The following is a 16,720-nucleotide window of genomic DNA, read 5'->3' on the forward strand; positions in this document are numbered from 1 at the left end:
CCATGTCTCTTACCATCACAACAGGATAGTACCGCATGGCACCCAAGGATTTGTTACTGGCACTGGTGGTGATCGGGGTCTGGGGCATGAACTTCGTGGTGATCCTGGTGGGGCTGGAAGGGGTGCCGCCCATGCTGCTCGGCGCCCTTCGTTTTACCCTGGTCGCCTTTCCAGGGGTGCTGCTGATCAGGCGGCCGCAGGTGCCCTGGCGCTGGCTGATCGCTTACGGCGGCACCATCTCGCTGGGGCAGTTCGCCTTTTTATTCTACGCCATGGCCAATGGCATGCCGGCGGGGCTGGCTTCTCTGGTGTTGCAGTCGCAGGCCTTCTTCAGCCTGCTGTTTGCCGCCGTGCTGCTGGGGGAGCGGGTCAAGCCGGTCCATCTGGTAGGGTTGTTGTTGGCGGCAACCGGACTCGTCGTGATCGGCCGGGGCGGCGACGGCACCATGACTATGTTGGGACTGGGGCTGACCCTGACGGCGTCGGCCATGTGGGCATTGGGTAACATAGTGACCAAGAAAATAGGCAGGGTCGATCTGATCGGGCTTATCGTCTGGGGCAACCTGGTGCCACCGCTGCCGTTCCTCGGCTTGTCGCTCTGGTTGGAGGGGTCGCAACAGATAGCGGACGCCTTGCGCCATATCGGCAGCCATACCCTGCTGGCACTGGGTTACCTGGCGTTTGTTGCGACCCTGCTGGGCTATGGTCTGTGGAGTCGCCTGTTGCAGCGCTATCCGACGTCCATGGTGGCGCCGTTTTCGCTGCTGGTGCCGGTGGTGGGCTTAAGCTCGGCGGTGTGGTTGTTGGATGAGCGGCTCACACCGGCTCAGTGGGCCGGAGCCCTGCTGGTGATGCTGGGCTTGGGGTTGAATGTATTTGGTGCGCGCCTGTGGAAATTACTTTCAGGTGAAGACAAGGCGGAAGCGAAAGAGTAAGATGGCGCCGCACGCATTCCGGTGGCTGAAAAACAGGCGGCTGTTGATCGCCTGGGTTGTCGGTAAGGCACGCCGCCACGCCGTTACCGGGATGGCTTCCGATTTCATCGCTCAACAAGGTAAACCATGGTTATTTCCGCCGCCCAGTACCGTACCGCCCTGATCCGGCTGTCGTTGCTGCACATCGCTATCATTGCCGCCAGCAACTACCTGGTGCAACTGCCCTTTACCCTCTTCGGCCTGCACACCACTTGGGGCGCGCTCAGCTTCCCCTTTATCTACCTGGCCACTGATCTGACGGTGCGTATCTTTGGTGCCGAGTTGGCCCGGCGTATCATCTTCTATGTGATGCTGCCGGCGCTGGCTACCTCTTATGTGCTGTCGGTGCTCTTCTATGAAGCCACCTATCAGGGGCTGGCCTCCTTAAACGAGTTTAACCTGTTCGTCGCCCGTATCGCCTTGGCCAGCTTTATGGCCTACGTACTCGGCCAAATCCTCGATGTATCGGTGTTTAGCCACCTGCGGCATTTGCGGGCCTGGTGGGTGGCGCCTACCTGTTCCACCATCTTCGGCAACCTGCTCGACACCCTGGCTTTCTTCAGCCTGGCCTTCTACCGTTCACCGGATCCCTTTATGGCGGCCAACTGGATGGAGATCGCCCTGGTGGACTATGGGGTCAAGCTGCTGTTCAGCCTCGGCCTGTTCGTACCCGCCTATGGCCTGCTGCTGAGGTATTTGAGTCGTAAACTCACCGGCGAAGCGACCCGGCAACCCCAGGCCTCGTGCTGATACAAGAACGCCCGCCGTTTACAGCCGGGTCAGGGCCTGATAGTCGACGGCCTCGGCATAGGCCGTCAGCTCCGCTTCGCTGAGGGCGTGGCCATTGAACTGCAGCAGGGTGTTGGCGATCAGCATCTGTAGCTCCATGCTGGTGCCTTCCTGCTTGAACATGGCTGTCTGCCCCTGAATGCGTTTTACCTTATAGCCGCCCATGGCCGCCATGCTGGGATTGGTAAACAGCATGGCCATGGTCTGCAGCAGGGGGGAATCCTTGGTAATGACGATTTCCAGACGTTTATCGTCCATGCGGTAGGTGCGGGAAGCATTGATGCCGCCGCCGAAGAGGGCGGCCGATCCCGCCTGGCTGCTGACTTCTTCCGCTTGCCAGCCATCCAGCGGTGCCGGAAACAGCTCGCCCATCCCGGCCGCCTGTTGCTGGCGGATCAGGGTGGCCACATAGTCGAACTGGGCGGCCGCCTGGGACAGTTCGCCGGCCTGGTAGGCCTTCTGGCCCTCTTCTATGGCCTGCTTGATATCGGCCTCGCTGGCCGTGAGCGCCCATGGCAGCCACAAGCCCAAGATCAGTAATCCGTGTTTCATGTCTGGTTCCTGGCCGATGGGGTTCTACCTAGTTTAGCCAAGGAAAGGGGTGTGCGGGAAAATGGAAAAAAGAGGCGGGCAGGGAAAAAGTGTTGCAATCAGTAATGATAACGATTATCGTTAACTTGCGTTCCGGACAGGCTTCAGATATTCTCCCAGTGCAGATGAAGGCTGCTTGTGAAGGCACGACATTGCTCACATTGCTTCCAGAGTTTTAGGCCGGCGTTTGCCGGCCTTTTTTATATTTCCAGCCGTCGTTGTCGATCCCGGCTTACATTTCCAGCAGGCGCTTTACCAGCTTGCCTATGCCGGTATCGGCCTCGGCGATACTGCCGGCCAGCATATAGGCGGGGGTGGAGATCACCTGATAGTGGCTGTCTTCCACCACATCGGTCACCGCGCAGCCCACATGGTCTCCGCCCATGGCGTTAAATGCCGCGGCTACCCCGGTGTCTGTCCCTATGGTGCCCTTGACCCCGGCGGGATAGACATGGGGGATCAGCACGGGGGCGATGCAGCAGTAGCCGGCCGGTTTACGTGCCTTGGCGAAGGCCTTGCAGGCGGCCAGCACCTGAGGATCAACCTGGGCCTGGGCTCCCTGGGCCGCGAAATCACAGAGGTTTTTGGCGGCGCCAAAGCCACCGGGCAGCAAGAGGGCATCAAACCGGCTGGCATCCAGTTCCTGCAGCGGCGTGATTTCGCCCCGGGCGATACGCGCCGATTCTTCCAGCACATTGCGTGTCCCGGATTGTTCTTCGCCGGTCAGGTGATTGACCACATGGTGTTGTGCCTTATCCGGGGCAAAACACTGGTAACGGGCTCCCTGCTTGGTCAGGTGCAGCAGGCAGAGCACGGCCTCGTGAATTTCGGTGCCGTCATACACACCACAGCCACTCAGGATCACGGCTACATTCTTCATCGATGCTTATCCTTATTGAGTCCCAAATAATGGTTTATCGCGACTGGCGCCCCGATAAAACTATGCTAGCATTATTTCACTTTATCGGTTACCCGCTTTCCCACTGACGCTGATTTTCCACATTTTAAAATGATCTTACAGGATCCATATTTTTATCCTACTTTATTGATATAAAAAGAAAACACATAATAACCTAGGGTGATGTTTGAACCATTTCGCACAGACTTATCCACAGGCTGGGCGGGCCGGTGGCCGGCGGGCAAGGGGGCACTCCTGCCGTCGATGATTTGGAACGGTCAGGTAGCTATGGCATGCTAGCGGCCAATCGAATAAAGAGAAAAACTTCATGGTCGCCATTCCTGCCAAACCCCTGATCCTGGTCGATGGATCCTCCTACTTGTACCGGGCCTATTTCGCCTCTCAACAGGCAGATCTGAGAACCAGCGACGGCCGCCCCACCGGCGCCATCCGCGTGGTCACCAATATGCTGCGCAGCCTGCACAAGCAGTTTCCCGAGTCCCGGGTGGCGGTGGTGTTCGATGCCAAGGGCAAGACCTTCCGTGATGATATCTATGCGGACTACAAGGCCAACCGGCCGGCGATGCCCGACGAGCTGCGACAGCAGATAGCGCCGATCCACGATATTATCCGTGCCATGGGCTTGCCGCTGATCGTCGAAGACGGGGTGGAGGCGGACGATGTGATCGGCACCCTGGCCCGGCAGGCGACCGAACAGCAACTGGACGTGCTGATCAGTACCGGCGACAAGGATATGGCCCAGCTGGTGTCCGCCCATGTGCTGTTGATGGACACCATGAAAAACAGCTTTATGGACAGGGACGGGGTGGTCGAAAAGTTCGGCGTGCCGCCCGAGCTGATCGTGGACTTCCTCGCGTTGATGGGCGACAAGGTCGATAACATCCCCGGCATGCCCGGGGTGGGTGAAAAAACCGCCCTGGCGCTGTTGCAGGGGCTGGGTTCGATCGACGATATCGTCGCCAAGCTGGATCAGGTCGCCGGGCTGGGGTTCCGCGGCGCCAAAAACTTCGCCGCCAAGTTCCAGGAGCACCAGGAAATGGTGCGGCTCTCGCGCCAGCTGGCGACCATCAAGACAGATGTGGCCCTGGAGTTTGGCCCGGCCGAGTTGCAGCAGGGCGAGCCCGATAGCGCAGCCCTGCGCAGCATTTACCAGGAGTATGAATTCCGCAACCTGCTGGAAGAGCTGGAGCGCGGACAGGGCCAGGGCAGCGAGCCGGCGGCGGACGCTCCCGCGCCGACGCCGCAGCTGACTACCGACTACCAGACGGTGCTTACCCAGCAACAGCTGGATGACTGGCTCGAGCGGCTGGCCCAGGCTCCCTATTTCGCCTTCGACACCGAGACCACCAGCCTCAACTACAGGGATGCCCGGGTGGTGGGGGTTTCCTTCGCGGTTGAGCCGGGCCAGGCCGCCTATGTGCCGTTCGGCCACGACTATCTGGATGCGCCCGGGCAGCTGAGCGAAGCGGCGGTACTGGGCGCGCTCAAACCGCTGCTGGAAGATGAGGGCCGCATCAAGCTGGGCCAGAACCTGAAGTACGATGCCAATGTGCTCAAGAATCACGGCATCGACATGAAGGGCATAGGCCTGGATACCATGCTTGAGTCTTATGTACTCAACTCGGTGCAGACCCGCCACGATATGGACAGCATGGCTTCCTTTTACCTGAACCATGACACCATTTCCTTCGAATCCATTGCCGGCAAGGGCGCCAAGCAGCTGACCTTCAACCAGATCCCCCTGGAGCAGGCAGGCCCCTATGCGGCGGAAGATGCGGACGTCACCCTGCGGCTGCACCATCATCTGGCACCCAGGCTCGCCGCCGAGCCGGAGCTGCAGCGGGTGTTCAGCGACATTGAAATGCCACTGGTACCGGTCCTGGCCAGGATGGAATATACCGGGGTGCGCATAGACAGCAAGCTGCTGGCGGCCCAGAGCCAGGAGATTGCCAAGCGCCTGCAGGAACTGGAGCAGGAAGCACATACACTGGCCGGCGAACCCTTCAACCTCAGCTCCACCAAGCAGCTGGGCCAGATTTTGTTTGAAAAGCTGCAACTGCCGGCGCTGAAGAAGACCCCCAAGGGGGCGCCGTCCACCTCGGAAGAAGTGCTGCAGGAGCTGGCCCTGGATTACCCCCTGCCCAAGGTGCTGATCGAATATCGGGGATTGAGCAAGCTCAAATCCACCTATACCGACAAGCTGCCGCAGATGGTCAATGAGCACAGCGGCCGCATCCATACCTCCTATCACCAGGCCAATGCCGCCACCGGCCGGCTGTCGTCATCCGATCCCAACCTGCAGAACATTCCCATCCGCACCCAGGAAGGGCGCCGTATCCGCCAGGCCTTTGTGGCCGAGCCGGGCTACAAGCTGGTGGCGGCCGATTATTCCCAGATCGAGCTGCGCATCATGGCCCACCTCTCCCGGGACAAGGGGCTACTCAATGCCTTTGCCTACGGCCTGGACATTCACAAGGCGACCGCCGCCGAGGTGTTCGGGGTGGCGGTTGATCAGGTCACCACCGAACAGCGCCGGCGGGCCAAGGCCATCAACTTCGGCCTTATCTATGGCATGAGTGCCTTCGGCCTGTCGCGTCAGCTGGGTATCCCCAGGGCCGAATCCCAAGCCTATATGGATATCTACTTCGAACGTTATCCCGGTGTGTTGCGTTATATGGAAGAGACCCGCATCCAGGCCGCCGAACAGGGCTATGTATCCACCCTGTTTGGCCGGCGCCTCTATCTGCCGGACATCCAATCCAAGAACGGTGCCCGGCGAAAGGGAGCCGAACGGGCCGCCATCAATGCGCCCATGCAGGGCACGGCGGCGGACATCATCAAGAAGGCAATGATCAAGGTGGCCGCCTGGGTCGATCAGCAGCCGGCCGACAGCATCCGCATGCTGATGCAGGTGCACGATGAGCTGGTGTTCGAGATCAAGGAGGATAGCGTCGAACAATATAAGGCGGAGCTGAGCGGGCTGATGGAGCAGGCGGCCAGCCTGGATGTACCCCTGCAGGTGGAGGCCGGGGTGGGGGATAACTGGGATCAGGCGCACTGAGTCAAGTTGTCAAAAAACAAAAGTGTAAAAATATTACATATCTGGCTTTTTTTTTCCGCATGCCTGTTGTACAGTGCTGGGCAGGGTACAGAGGTAAGACAGCTGTCTTACAGACCTTTTATTCACGTAATTGAAGCTGGCTAGCTAAGCCGCCCCCGACTTTGATTCGGGGGCTTTTTTTTATCTGCATTTTATCCGTAATCGTGCGGCTTTCCGGGGCATGACGTTTCAAACGATATCGTCACCGCCGGCAGTGGTGCGGCGGTCTGCGAGGCGCATCTACGTGAGCCGCCATAAAGTAGCCCTCCATATATTTTATGTTTTTTTATTACATGCTTTGCCGCTGCCGGCGAGCAGATCGCCGGGACGACGGCTCCCCGAGGGCAGGCAGCCAGGTTGGCATCGTTGGAGCAGCCATCGGCGGCCTGGGCGGATGGCGCCGTGTTTTCCAGTGCGGCCATACTTGCTGCCCGGGCAGGGAGGTCAACGGCCTGCCATCTTGCCTTTTACCGGGGGCTTGCTAGTATCCAAGGTGCTAATAATTAAAATAAATAACCGCTCGAAGGGTTATCCATCCATTCCCAAACTATAGTCTGCACAGTGCTGTTTCTCTGTTCCTTCAGCTGATCCTGGCCTGTTTCAGGTGTAGAAAGGAGGCGGTTTGCCCATGCTTGTTGCTGTTCTGGCGGGGTTTGTCCTGGCTTGTTTTGTGCCCCGGCTGTCTTTGCTGGTGGGGCCGCATATCGGCTGGTGTCTGGCCTTGCTGCCGGCGGCCCTGTTTACCTACTTTGCCGGCTTCCTGCCCGAGATAGTGCAGGGCCACAACCAGGTGATTGACTATCCCTGGATCCCCAGCCTGGGGATCAGCCTCAACTTCCTGGTCGATGGCCTCAGCCTGATGTTCGCCCTGCTGATCACCGGCATCGGCACCTTCATCCTGATTTACGCGGGCGCCTATCTTAAAGGCCATAAGGATATCCATAAGCTGCTGATGTATCTGCTGGCCTTTATGGCGGCCATGCTCGGCCTGGTGCTGTCCAGCAACCTGATCGCCCTGTTTGTGTTCTGGGAGCTGACCAGCATCACCTCCTATCTGCTGATCGGCTTCAACCACGAGCATGACCCTGCCCGCAAGGCGGCACTGCAAGGCCTGCTGGTGACCGTGGGCGGCGGCCTGGCGCTGATGGCGGGGTTGCTGTTGCTGGGCGTTATCGGGGGCAGCTTCGAGTTGCATGAGTTGCTCCCCCGTGGTGATGCCTTGCAGGCCAGCCCGCTGTTTATGGCGATGATGGTGCTGGTATTGGCGGGCACCTTCACCAAGTCGGCACAAACCCCCTTCCACTTCTGGCTGCCCAATGCCATGGCCGCGCCCACGCCGGTGAGCGCCTACCTGCACTCGGCGACCATGGTCAAGGCCGGGGTCTATCTGATGGCCCGGCTGCAGCCGGTGATGGCGGGCAACGAGGCCTGGACCCTGACGCTGACCCTGATCGGGGCGCTGACCATGCTGGTGGGCGGTGTGATGGCGGTATGCAGTACGGATCTGAAACGGATCCTGGCGTTTTCCACCGTGATGGCCCTGGGCACCCTAACCATGTTGATCGGCATAGGCACACCGGGTGCCCTGCTGGCGGCCATGGTGTTTCTGCTGGCCCACGCCCTCTATAAGGGGGCGCTGTTTATGGCGGCGGGTACCCTGGATCACAGCACCGGCACCAAGGATGTCCATGATCTGGGCGGCCTGCGCGGCCTGATGCCCCAGACCGCGTTTTTCGTCGGGCTGGCGGCCCTGGCCCTGGCCGGGGTTCCGCCCTTGTTCGGCTTTATCGCCAAGGAGCTGATGTTCGAGGCGGCGCTGCAGGCGGGGGCATTGTCCGGCTTGTTGCTGGTGATGGCCATGCTCACCGCCGTGTGCATTGTGGCCGCCGCCGCCCTGGTGGCGATCAAGCCCTTTATGGGCGAACTCAAACCGACTCCGAAAACGCCCCACGAGGCGCCGTTCGCCATGCGCCTGGGATTCAGCGTACTGGCCCTGGGCGGATTGTTGCTTGGCCTGGTGCCCGGCCTGGCCGAGCCCCTGTTGCGGGCGGCGGTGAGGGCGATCGGCGGTCATCCGGTGGCACCGCTCGAGCTGGCACTCTGGCATGGTTTCAACCTGCCCCTGCTGTTCAGCGGCCTGGCCCTGGTGGCGGGGGTCTGGCTGTATCGGGACTGGGACAGGTGGCGCGAGCCCTTGGCGGGCCTGATCAGGCCGCTGGCCTACGGCCCTGAGCGAGGTTATGAACGGATGATGGAGGCTCTGGTTCGGCTCGCCGACTGGCAGACCCGGGTGCTGCAAAACGGCTATATGACCCACTATATACTCACCATACTGGTGACCACCATAGGGCTGCTGGCTTACACCCTGGTCTCCCGGGATGCCTTCATTTATTCCCTGTCATTCGAGGGGGTGCGTTTCTACGAGGTGGTGGTCAGCCTGCTGATGCTGGTGGCTGTGGTCTATGCCAGCGCCACCCACCTGCGGCTGGGTTCGGTCGCCGCCATCGGGGCGCTGGGCTTTGCCATGGCGCTGATCTATGTGTTCTTCAGTGCCCCGGATCTGGCCATCACCCAGGTGCTGGTCGAGACGCTGACGGTGATCCTGCTGGTGCTGGTGTTGTTCCGCCTGCCCGGTTTTCAGGATCTGTCCAGCCCCTGGATACGCTGGCGCGACGCCCTGGTGGCCGGCGCCTTCGGCGTATTGATCACCCTGCTGGTGCTGACCGTCAACCAGTCCTCCCTCGGCGGGGGCATCAGCCGCTTCCTGGTGGAAAACAGCTATGTGGCCGCTCATGGCCGGAACATAGTGAACGTGATCCTGGTGGACTTCCGGGCGCTGGACACCCTGGGGGAAATCTTTGTGCTGGCGCTGGCGGCGATCGGCGTCAATGCCATGATTCGCCTCCGGGCTGAGGAGCAACCATGAGTACAGATTCATCCCTGATCCTGCAGACGGCGACCCGCTTCCTGGTGCCGCTGCTGCTGCTGTTCTCGGTGTTCCTGTTATTGCGCGGCCACAACGAGCCGGGCGGCGGTTTTATCGCCGGGCTGGTGGCCTCCAGCGCCTTCGCATTGCACCTGTTCGCCTTCGATGCCGGCAGCACCCGCAAGCTGATGGGGGTGGAGAGCCAGCTGATCATGGGCATGGGCCTGCTGCTGGCGTTGGCCAGCGGCATGGTCGGCATGTTGTTGCATGGCCAGCCCTTCCTGAGCAGCCAGTGGTGGAGCCTGACCCTGCCCGGCATCGGTGACCTGGACCTGAGTACCCCGCTGCTGTTCGACATCGGCGTCTACCTGGTGGTGATCGGGGTGGTGTCCACCATAGTGCTGTCCCTGGCCAAGGCGGAGGAATGAATGGAAAACCTGTTCGCGTTTGTGATCGGCGGCCTCTACGCCACCGCCCTGTTTATGATGCTCAGGCGCAGCATCGTCAAGTTGGTGATTGGCCTGATGATACTGTCGAATGCCGCCAACCTGTTGATCTTTACCGGCGGCGGCCTGGTGCGTGGCGCATTGCCGCTGATCTCCGAGGGCATGACCCTACCGGACGGCCCGATCGCCGATCCCTTGCCCCAGGCGCTGATCCTCACGGCCATCGTCATCAGCTTCGGGGTGCTGGCCTTTGCGGTGGTGTTGATCCACCGGGCCTATGAAGTGATAGGTGCCGATGATATGAATGAGATGAAGAGCACAGACACATGAGCACCGAAGTCGTCATCCCTATTCTGATCCCCATGCTGGCCGGTGCCCTGTCCCTGGTCGGCTGGCGCTCGCGACTGGTGCAGCGCTGGATAGCGGTGCTGGCCACCGGTGCCCTGCTGGGCGCCGGCCTGTATCTGCTGCATCAGGTGCAGCAGGAGGGCATCCTGGTGACCTATGTGGGACGTTGGGCGGCGCCTTTCGGTATTACCCTGGTGGCCGATCTGTTCAGCGCCATCATGGTGCTGGTGGCCGGTATCATCGGTTTTGCGGTGGCCGTCTATGCCCTGGCCACCATGAGCCGCAGCCACGAGGCCTTCGGTTATTATCCCCTGCTGCACCTGATGCTGGCCGGGGTGGTGGGCTCCTTCCTGACCGGTGACATCTTCAACCTCTATGTGTGGTTCGAAATCATGCTGGTGGCCTCGTTCGGCTTGCTGACCCTGGGTGGAGAGCGGGCGCAGATGGAAGGGGCGCTCAAGTATGTGACCCTCAACCTGATCTCTTCGGCGCTGTTTCTGACCGCGGTGGGTCTGCTCTATGGCTACGCCGGCACCCTCAACATGGCGGATCTGGCGCAAAAGCTGGGGCAGACGGAACAGACCGGCCTGGTGACGGTGATCGCCATGCTATTCCTGATAGCCTTCGGCATCAAGGCGGCTGCCTTCCCGTTGTTCTTCTGGCTGCCGGCGTCCTACCATACACCGCCGGTGGCGATCTCGGCGGTGTTTGCCGGTCTGCTGACCAAGGTGGGAGTCTATGCCCTGTACCGGGTATTTACCCTGATCTTCGCCCAGGATGTGGCCTTTACCCATCACGGCATATTGCTGTGGATGGGCATCTTCACCATGGTCACCGGGGTACTGGGCGCCGCGGCCCAGCACGAGGTTAGGCGGATACTGTCGTTCCATATCGTCAGCCAGATCGGCTATATGCTGGTGGGACTGGCGCTGTTTACCCCCCTGGCCGTGGCCGGAGGCGTTTTCTATATCTTCCATCACATCATAGTGAAGACCAACCTGTTCCTGGTCAGCGGCATCATGTACCGCTACCACGGCAGCTACGAGCTGGACAAGCTGGGCGGTCTGTACCGCTCGGCGCCCTGGCTGGCGGTGCTGTTCTTTATCCCGGCCATGTCGCTGGCGGGGATCCCGCCCCTGTCCGGCTTCTTTGCCAAATATACGGTGATCCAGGCGGGCCTGCTGGCCGAGTCCTGGTTTATGGTGGCCGTTGCGCTGCTGGTCGGCCTGCTGACCCTGTTTTCGATGGTCAAGATCTGGGCCGAGGTGTTCTGGAAGGCCAGGCCGGAGCAGGCGAAACCGCTGCGCGGCGGCCGGGATCCGCACCTGTATCTGCTCTATCTGCCGGTGGCCGCCCTGGCGCTGCTCACCCTGACCATCGGCTTTGGCGCCGAGTGGTTTGTGCAACTGGCCACCGCCACCGCCGGGCAGCTGATGTCGCCGGCTGGCTATATTGATGCCGTACTGGGGGTTAGCCGATGAGAGCCTTCGGTTGGAACATGCTGCTGGCCATGGCATGGGTGATCCTGTCCGGCACCTACAGCATAGGTAACCTGGTGGTGGGCATGGTGCTGAGCTACCTGGTGCTGGCCTACGTATTGCGGGATAAGCCGACCTTTGCCCGTTACTTCGGCAAGCTGCCGAAGATTATCGGCTTTGTTTTGTTTTTTATCTGGGATCTGCTCAAGGCCAATGCCCGGGTGGCCTACGATGTGATGACGCCCACCCACCTGATGCGGCCCGGGGTGATCGCCATCCCCCTGGATGTGAAGGACGAGGGAGCCATCACCATCTTCGCCAACCTGATCACCGTCACCCCGGGCACCCTGACCCTGGACGTGTCCAGCGATCGCAAGGTGCTCTATGTGCATATCATGTATCTGGATGATGAGGCCCGCCAGCTGGCGGAGCTGAAGGCCCTCGAGGCCCGTGTCATCGACTTGCTGGGATAAGCCTATGTTCGATTTTGTCCTGACCATTGCCTTTTTGTTTTTGAGCCTGGGGCTGGTGCTGGCGGCCATCCGCCTGCTGCTGGGCCCCACCCTGCCGGATCGGGTGGTGGCCCTGGAGTTGATCGCCTCCCTTACCGTGGGCTTTATCCTGTTGTATGCGGTGGCCTTCGAGCGGCCCCAGTTTATCGATGTGGCCATCGTGTTGGCGCTGACCTCCTTTATGACGGCGGTCGGCTTTGCCCGATACTTGGAGCGGGGAGGCCAGCGCGATGATGACTGAATGGCTTGGCGGTGTTGGGGGTAGGAGGGCATTGTCATGGTGACCGAACTGTTGACCGGCCTCTTTATGTTGCTCGGTTCCTTCCTGATGCTGCTGGCCGGCATCGGCATTATCCGCATGCCCGATCTGTTGACCCGCATGCACGCCACCAGCAAGGCCGGGGCCCTGGGCGCCGGGCTGATGGCCTGCGGCTTCGCCATTTACTTCCAGGAAGCGAGTGTGGTGGCACGCGCCCTGGCGGTGGTGGTGTTCGTGATCATGACGGCGCCGGTGGCCGCCCATGTGCTGGCCCGTGCCGGTTACTTCGTGGGTATCAGGCTGTGGGAGGGCACGGTCAAGGATGTGATCAAGGAGCGCTACGATCTCAAGACCCACCGGCTGGGCAGTTCGGCGCGCAAGCGGGAGGAGGATTGAATGGCATCCATGTTGGATGCCAGCTCTATCATTTCACTTCAAAACCATAGGCGTAGGGGTCCTCGCTGTCCACCCAGATGGTGTTGTGGCCGGTGACCCGGGCCCAGCCCTGGATGCTGGGCATGATGGCCGGGTGGTCGCCGACCCTGGTCTCGCTCTCCACCCGGCCGACAAACAGGCTGCCGATGATGCTTTCGTGCACGAACTCCTCGCCGACCGCGAGCCTGCCCCTGGCCACCCACTGGGCCATGCGGGCGCTGGTGCCGGTGCCGCAGGGGGATCTGTCGATCGCCCGATCGCCATAGAACACCGCATTGCGGGCATGGGCCCCCGGCCGGGTCGGTTGCCCGGTCCACATCACATGGCTGGCGCCGCGCACCGTGGAGTCCAGCGGGTGCACGCAGTCCACCACCCGGTTGATCGCCTCCCGTACCTTGGGTGAGTAATGCAGCACCTGATCGGCGCCGAACGACTCGAGCCCGGGGAAGTTGGCCTGGGGATCGACGATGGTGTAGTAATTGCCACCATAGGACACGTCCACCGTCAGCTGTCCCAAGCCCTCCACCTCAATGGTGACATCCCGGTGCGCCAGGTAGCTGGCGACATTATAGATGCGTACCTTCTCCACCTTGTCGCCGTTCTGCTCATAGTCGATGCGGATCTGGCCGGCGGGCACATCCAGGATCAGCTTGCCCGGGGTTTTCGGCCTGAGCAGGCCGTGCTCGATGGCGCTGGTGACCGTGCCTATGGTGCCGTGGCCGCACATGGGCAGGCAGCCGCTGGTCTCGATAAACAGGATGGAGGCGTCGGCCTGGGCGCTGCAGGGCGGGTAGAGGATGGAGCCGGACATCATCGAATGCCCCCTGGGTTCGAACATCAGCGCCTGGCGGATCCAGTCATGGTGGCTCAGAAAATCCTGCCGCTTCTCGCTCATGGTGCTGCCCTGCAGGGCAGGATAGCCCCCGGCCACCAGCCTTACCGGGTTGCCGCAGGTATGGGCGTCTATACAGAAAAAAGTGCCTTCACGCATGGTTTATCTCTCCTTGTTATGCCATCGGTTAGTGAGATCTGGATCGGGTTTTTACAAATGATTAACCGGTAACTCTGGCATCCAGATATAAATTGTATATTTTATACAATCAAGGAATTTGGCGAAGGGATACTCAGATGCAAGACCTGAATCACGATTTAGTGGTCATCGGTGGCGGAATTATCGGCGTTAGCTGCGCCTGGCGGCTGACCCGGGCCGGTTACAAGGTGTTGCTGCTGGAGAAGGATGACATCGGACGGGGCGCCTCCTTCGGCAATGCCGGCCATATCGCCACCGAGCAGGTCCTGCCGCTGGCCTCGCCCGCCGTATTACGGCAGTTGCCCCGCATGCTGCTGGATCCCCTGGGTCCCCTGCGCCTGGACTGGCGTTACCTGCATCGTATCGCCCCCTGGCTGCTCAGGCTGGTGGCCAATATGCGGCCCCGGGCCCAGCGTGCCGGCAGCGCCGGGTTACGCCTGCTGAATGAGGCCAGCCTGCCGGCCTGGCGGCAATTGTTGCAGCAGGCGGGCCTGAGCCGGTTGCTGAAGGAGGAGGGATCCCTACTAGTGTGCGAAAGCGAGCAGGCGTTTGCCGAGTTGCAGCGTTATTCGCATGTGCTGGGCGAGTTGGGTGTGTCAAGTGAACCCTGGTCCGCACAGACATTACATCGGCAGGTTAGCGGTTTGGCACCTGCGGTCAGCGGTGGCCTGTCTTTCCCCGATACCGGCCATGTGACCGATCCTTACCAGCTGGTCAGGCGGCTGTTTGAACAGGCACAGGCCGCGGGTCTGGCGCAGTTGCAGGCCGAGGTTCACGGCGGCCGCTGGCTGGCCGACGGCATCGAGCTCGGCACCAGCAGGGGCCCTCTGTTCGCCAAGCGGGTGCTGATCGCCGCCGGCGCCTGGGCGGCGCCTCTGGTCAGGGAACTGGCCGGCCTCAAGGTGCCCCTGGACACCGAACGAGGCTACCACCTGATGCTGCCGGGTGAGCGGGCTCGCCCGCCGGTGGCGGTCAGCTCCCTGGAGCGTAAATTCATCATGACCCCGATGGCGGACGGCCTGCGCCTGGCGGGGACGGTGGAATTCGCCGGCCTGCAACGGCCACCGGACTACCGGCGGGCCTGGGGGCTGATGCGCCATGCCGATGCCCTGTTTGCCCGGCCGCTTGCTACAGAGGGGGCCACGCCCTGGATGGGCTGCCGGCCCTCGTTGCCCGACTCATTGCCGGTGATCGACAGGGTCGGCCCGCAGGGCCGCCTGCTGCTGGCTTTCGGCCACCATCACCTGGGCCTGACCCAGGCGGCGGTCACCGCCCGCTTGATGCTGAGCCTGCTGTCTGGAAGTGCTCCCGAGCTCGATATGGCGCCTTTCAGGTTAGCTCGATTCGGACAATTACCCCCCTCGCACAACTTTAATAACAGTGTTTGTCTGCCCGGCTCAGAAATTTAGCCGGGTTAACGTACCCCTAGGAGAAAGTATATGGATATTACTCGGAAAACCCCGTCGGCCCGGGTCCGCCTGCCCAACGGCGCGGAAGTGCTGGGCCTGCTGGCCGCCTTTATCGGCGTCATGTATCTGTTTTTGAATGTGTGGGCCCTGCCCATACAACTGGCCCTGTTCGTATCCTGGTTCCTGGTGATCGGCCTGGGTATCCGGCTGGGCCTGGGCTATGAGAGCATTCAGAAAGGATTGCTCAATGGCATCCATAACGGCATGGAAGCCGTGCTGGTGCTGATCACAGTTGGTGCCCTGATCGGCACCTGGATTGCCGGCGGCATAGTGCCCAGCATCATCTATTACGGCCTGTCGGTGATGAGTCCGAGCATCTTCCTGTTCGCGGCCTTTATCATCTGTGCCCTGACCTCGCTGGCGACCGGCACCTCGTTCGGCACCGCGGGCACCGCCGGCATCGCCATGATGGGCATCGGCCACAGCTTCGGTATCCCGATGCCGCTGGTGGCCGGGGCGGTCATTTCCGGCGCCTATGTGGGTGATAAGCTGTCGCCGCTGTCCGATACCACTGTGATGACCGCCTCCCTGTGCCGGGTGGATCTGATCGACCATATCAAGTCGATGCTCTATGTCAGCGCGCCTTCCGCCCTGATCGCCAGCCTGCTGTTCCTGGGGGTGGGCTATTTCTATGTCGACGGCGCCGCCGACACCAGCCGGGCGGATGCGGCCATGGTGGCCCTGGCCGAGCAGTTCAACATCGGCTGGTACCTGTTGTTGCCGACGGTGGCGGTGATCGCCCTGCTGGCCATGCGCAAGCCGTCTATTCCGGTGATCAGTTTCGGCGCCGTGCTGGGCATTGTCTGCGCCGTGCTGTTCCAGGACATGGCGGCGCTGGATGCGGTCAATACCGCCTACTTCGGCAATGCCATGAGTTCCGAGGTGGACTTCCTCAACACCCTGCTGAATCGGGGCGGTATTGAGTCCATGTTCGGGGTCATCGCCCTGGTGCTGTTCGCCCTCGGGCTGGGCGGGCTGATGGACAAGATTGGCGTACTGACCGTTATTTGTAACGGCTTCCTGTCCTGGGCCAGCAATGCCGGCCGGCTGACGCTGTCCACCCTGCTGGGCGGCTTCTTCGGCAATTTCTTCGGCGGCGCGGCCTATGTCTCGCTGATCACCGCCAGCACCATCACCGAGAAAAACTACGACAAGCAGGGCATCGATCGCCGGGTGCTGTCCCGCAATGCCGAGGCCGGCGGTACCGTCACCACCCCCATGGTGCCCTGGTCCGACGGTGGTGTCTTCATGGCCACCACCCTGGGGGTAGGCACCCTCAGCTATCTGCCTTTCCTCTGGTTCCATTTCCTGGTGCTGATCATCTCGCTGATCTACGGCTACGCCAATATCGCCATCTGGCGGGCTGGTGGTCATGGCTCCGTGCCCGCCGACGAATCCGAACAAAGCCTGGCCCCGGCGAAGTCTGCTTCATAACCCACTGTTC

Annotated in this window: 15 protein-coding genes; 12 read left to right on the plus strand and 3 right to left on the minus strand. The window is 61.2% G+C overall.

Going from position 1 to position 16,720, the window contains the following annotated elements:
• Positions 1–35: 35 nt before the first annotated feature.
• Positions 36–935, plus strand: a complete 900-nt coding sequence (locus ABD806_RS11690; RefSeq protein ID WP_344958146.1) for an EamA family transporter — start codon at positions 36–38, stop codon at positions 933–935.
• A gap of 126 nt (positions 936–1,061) precedes the next feature.
• Positions 1,062–1,724 carry a 7-cyano-7-deazaguanine/7-aminomethyl-7-deazaguanine transporter gene (locus ABD806_RS11695; RefSeq protein WP_344958148.1) on the plus strand — a complete coding sequence of 221 codons (663 nt, stop codon included), beginning with the start codon at positions 1,062–1,064 and terminating at the stop codon, positions 1,722–1,724.
• An 18-nt stretch (positions 1,725–1,742) separates the two neighbouring features.
• On the opposite strand, the gene ABD806_RS11700 is transcribed toward ABD806_RS11695, so the two are convergent.
• Positions 1,743–2,315, minus strand: a complete 573-nt coding sequence (locus tag ABD806_RS11700) for a hypothetical protein (RefSeq protein ID WP_344958150.1) — start codon at positions 2,313–2,315, stop codon at positions 1,743–1,745.
• Positions 2,316–2,586: 271 nt separating this feature from the next.
• The gene (elbB, locus tag ABD806_RS11705) at positions 2,587–3,234 is read right to left on the minus strand and encodes an isoprenoid biosynthesis glyoxalase ElbB (RefSeq protein ID WP_344958152.1); all 648 of its coding nucleotides are present in this window, start codon (positions 3,232–3,234) and stop codon (positions 2,587–2,589) included.
• A gap of 346 nt (positions 3,235–3,580) precedes the next feature.
• Here elbB and polA point away from each other — a divergent pair, with 346 nt between their 5' ends.
• The 8 genes from polA (at position 3,581) to mnhG (ending at position 12,738) form a co-directional block, all read left to right on the plus strand.
• Complete coding sequence (polA, locus tag ABD806_RS11710) at positions 3,581–6,334, plus strand: DNA polymerase I (RefSeq protein ID WP_344958154.1); 2,754 nt, start codon at positions 3,581–3,583, stop codon at positions 6,332–6,334.
• 667 nt (positions 6,335–7,001) lie between these two features.
• On the plus strand, positions 7,002–9,299 hold the full coding sequence (locus tag ABD806_RS11715) for a putative monovalent cation/H+ antiporter subunit A (protein ID WP_344958156.1): 2,298 nt from the start codon (positions 7,002–7,004) through the stop codon (positions 9,297–9,299).
• A complete protein-coding gene (locus tag ABD806_RS11720) occupies positions 9,296–9,727 on the plus strand; it encodes a Na+/H+ antiporter subunit B (protein ID WP_344958158.1) in 432 nt (143 codons plus the stop codon). The genes ABD806_RS11715 and ABD806_RS11720 overlap by 4 nt, the downstream gene beginning before the upstream one ends.
• Entirely contained in the window at positions 9,728–10,075 is a 348-nt protein-coding gene (locus ABD806_RS11725; protein ID WP_344958161.1) for a Na+/H+ antiporter subunit C, read from the plus strand.
• Positions 10,072–11,574 carry a Na+/H+ antiporter subunit D gene (locus ABD806_RS11730; protein ID WP_344958163.1) on the plus strand — a complete coding sequence of 501 codons (1,503 nt, stop codon included), beginning with the start codon at positions 10,072–10,074 and terminating at the stop codon, positions 11,572–11,574. Before ABD806_RS11725 ends, ABD806_RS11730 begins: the two co-directional genes overlap by 4 nt.
• Positions 11,571–12,044 (plus strand): Na+/H+ antiporter subunit E, encoded by a 474-nt coding sequence (locus ABD806_RS11735; RefSeq protein WP_344958165.1) that lies wholly within the window; start codon positions 11,571–11,573, stop codon positions 12,042–12,044. The genes ABD806_RS11730 and ABD806_RS11735 overlap by 4 nt, the downstream gene beginning before the upstream one ends.
• A gap of 4 nt (positions 12,045–12,048) precedes the next feature.
• Positions 12,049–12,324 carry a cation:proton antiporter gene (locus ABD806_RS11740; protein WP_344958167.1) on the plus strand — a complete coding sequence of 92 codons (276 nt, stop codon included), beginning with the start codon at positions 12,049–12,051 and terminating at the stop codon, positions 12,322–12,324.
• A 36-nt stretch (positions 12,325–12,360) separates the two neighbouring features.
• On the plus strand, positions 12,361–12,738 hold the full coding sequence (mnhG, locus tag ABD806_RS11745) for a monovalent cation/H(+) antiporter subunit G (protein WP_344958169.1): 378 nt from the start codon (positions 12,361–12,363) through the stop codon (positions 12,736–12,738).
• Positions 12,739–12,766: 28 nt separating this feature from the next.
• On the opposite strand, the gene ABD806_RS11750 is transcribed toward mnhG, so the two are convergent.
• Positions 12,767–13,768: a 4-hydroxyproline epimerase gene (locus ABD806_RS11750; RefSeq protein ID WP_344958172.1), complete on the minus strand. Its 1,002-nt coding sequence runs from the start codon at positions 13,766–13,768 to the stop codon at positions 12,767–12,769.
• Positions 13,769–13,905: 137 nt separating this feature from the next.
• Here ABD806_RS11750 and ABD806_RS11755 point away from each other — a divergent pair, with 137 nt between their 5' ends.
• Together ABD806_RS11755 and nhaC are read left to right on the plus strand one after the other, a co-directional pair.
• The gene (locus ABD806_RS11755; RefSeq protein WP_344958174.1) at positions 13,906–15,216 is read left to right on the plus strand and encodes an NAD(P)/FAD-dependent oxidoreductase; all 1,311 of its coding nucleotides are present in this window, start codon (positions 13,906–13,908) and stop codon (positions 15,214–15,216) included.
• 30 nt (positions 15,217–15,246) lie between these two features.
• A complete protein-coding gene (gene nhaC, locus ABD806_RS11760; RefSeq protein ID WP_344958176.1) occupies positions 15,247–16,710 on the plus strand; it encodes a Na+/H+ antiporter NhaC in 1,464 nt (487 codons plus the stop codon).
• Positions 16,711–16,720 lie beyond the last annotated feature (10 nt).

Origin of the sequence: Zobellella aerophila (assembly GCF_039539325.1) — a bacterium.
Taxonomy (GTDB): domain Bacteria; phylum Pseudomonadota; class Gammaproteobacteria; order Enterobacterales; family Aeromonadaceae; genus Oceanimonas; species Oceanimonas aerophila.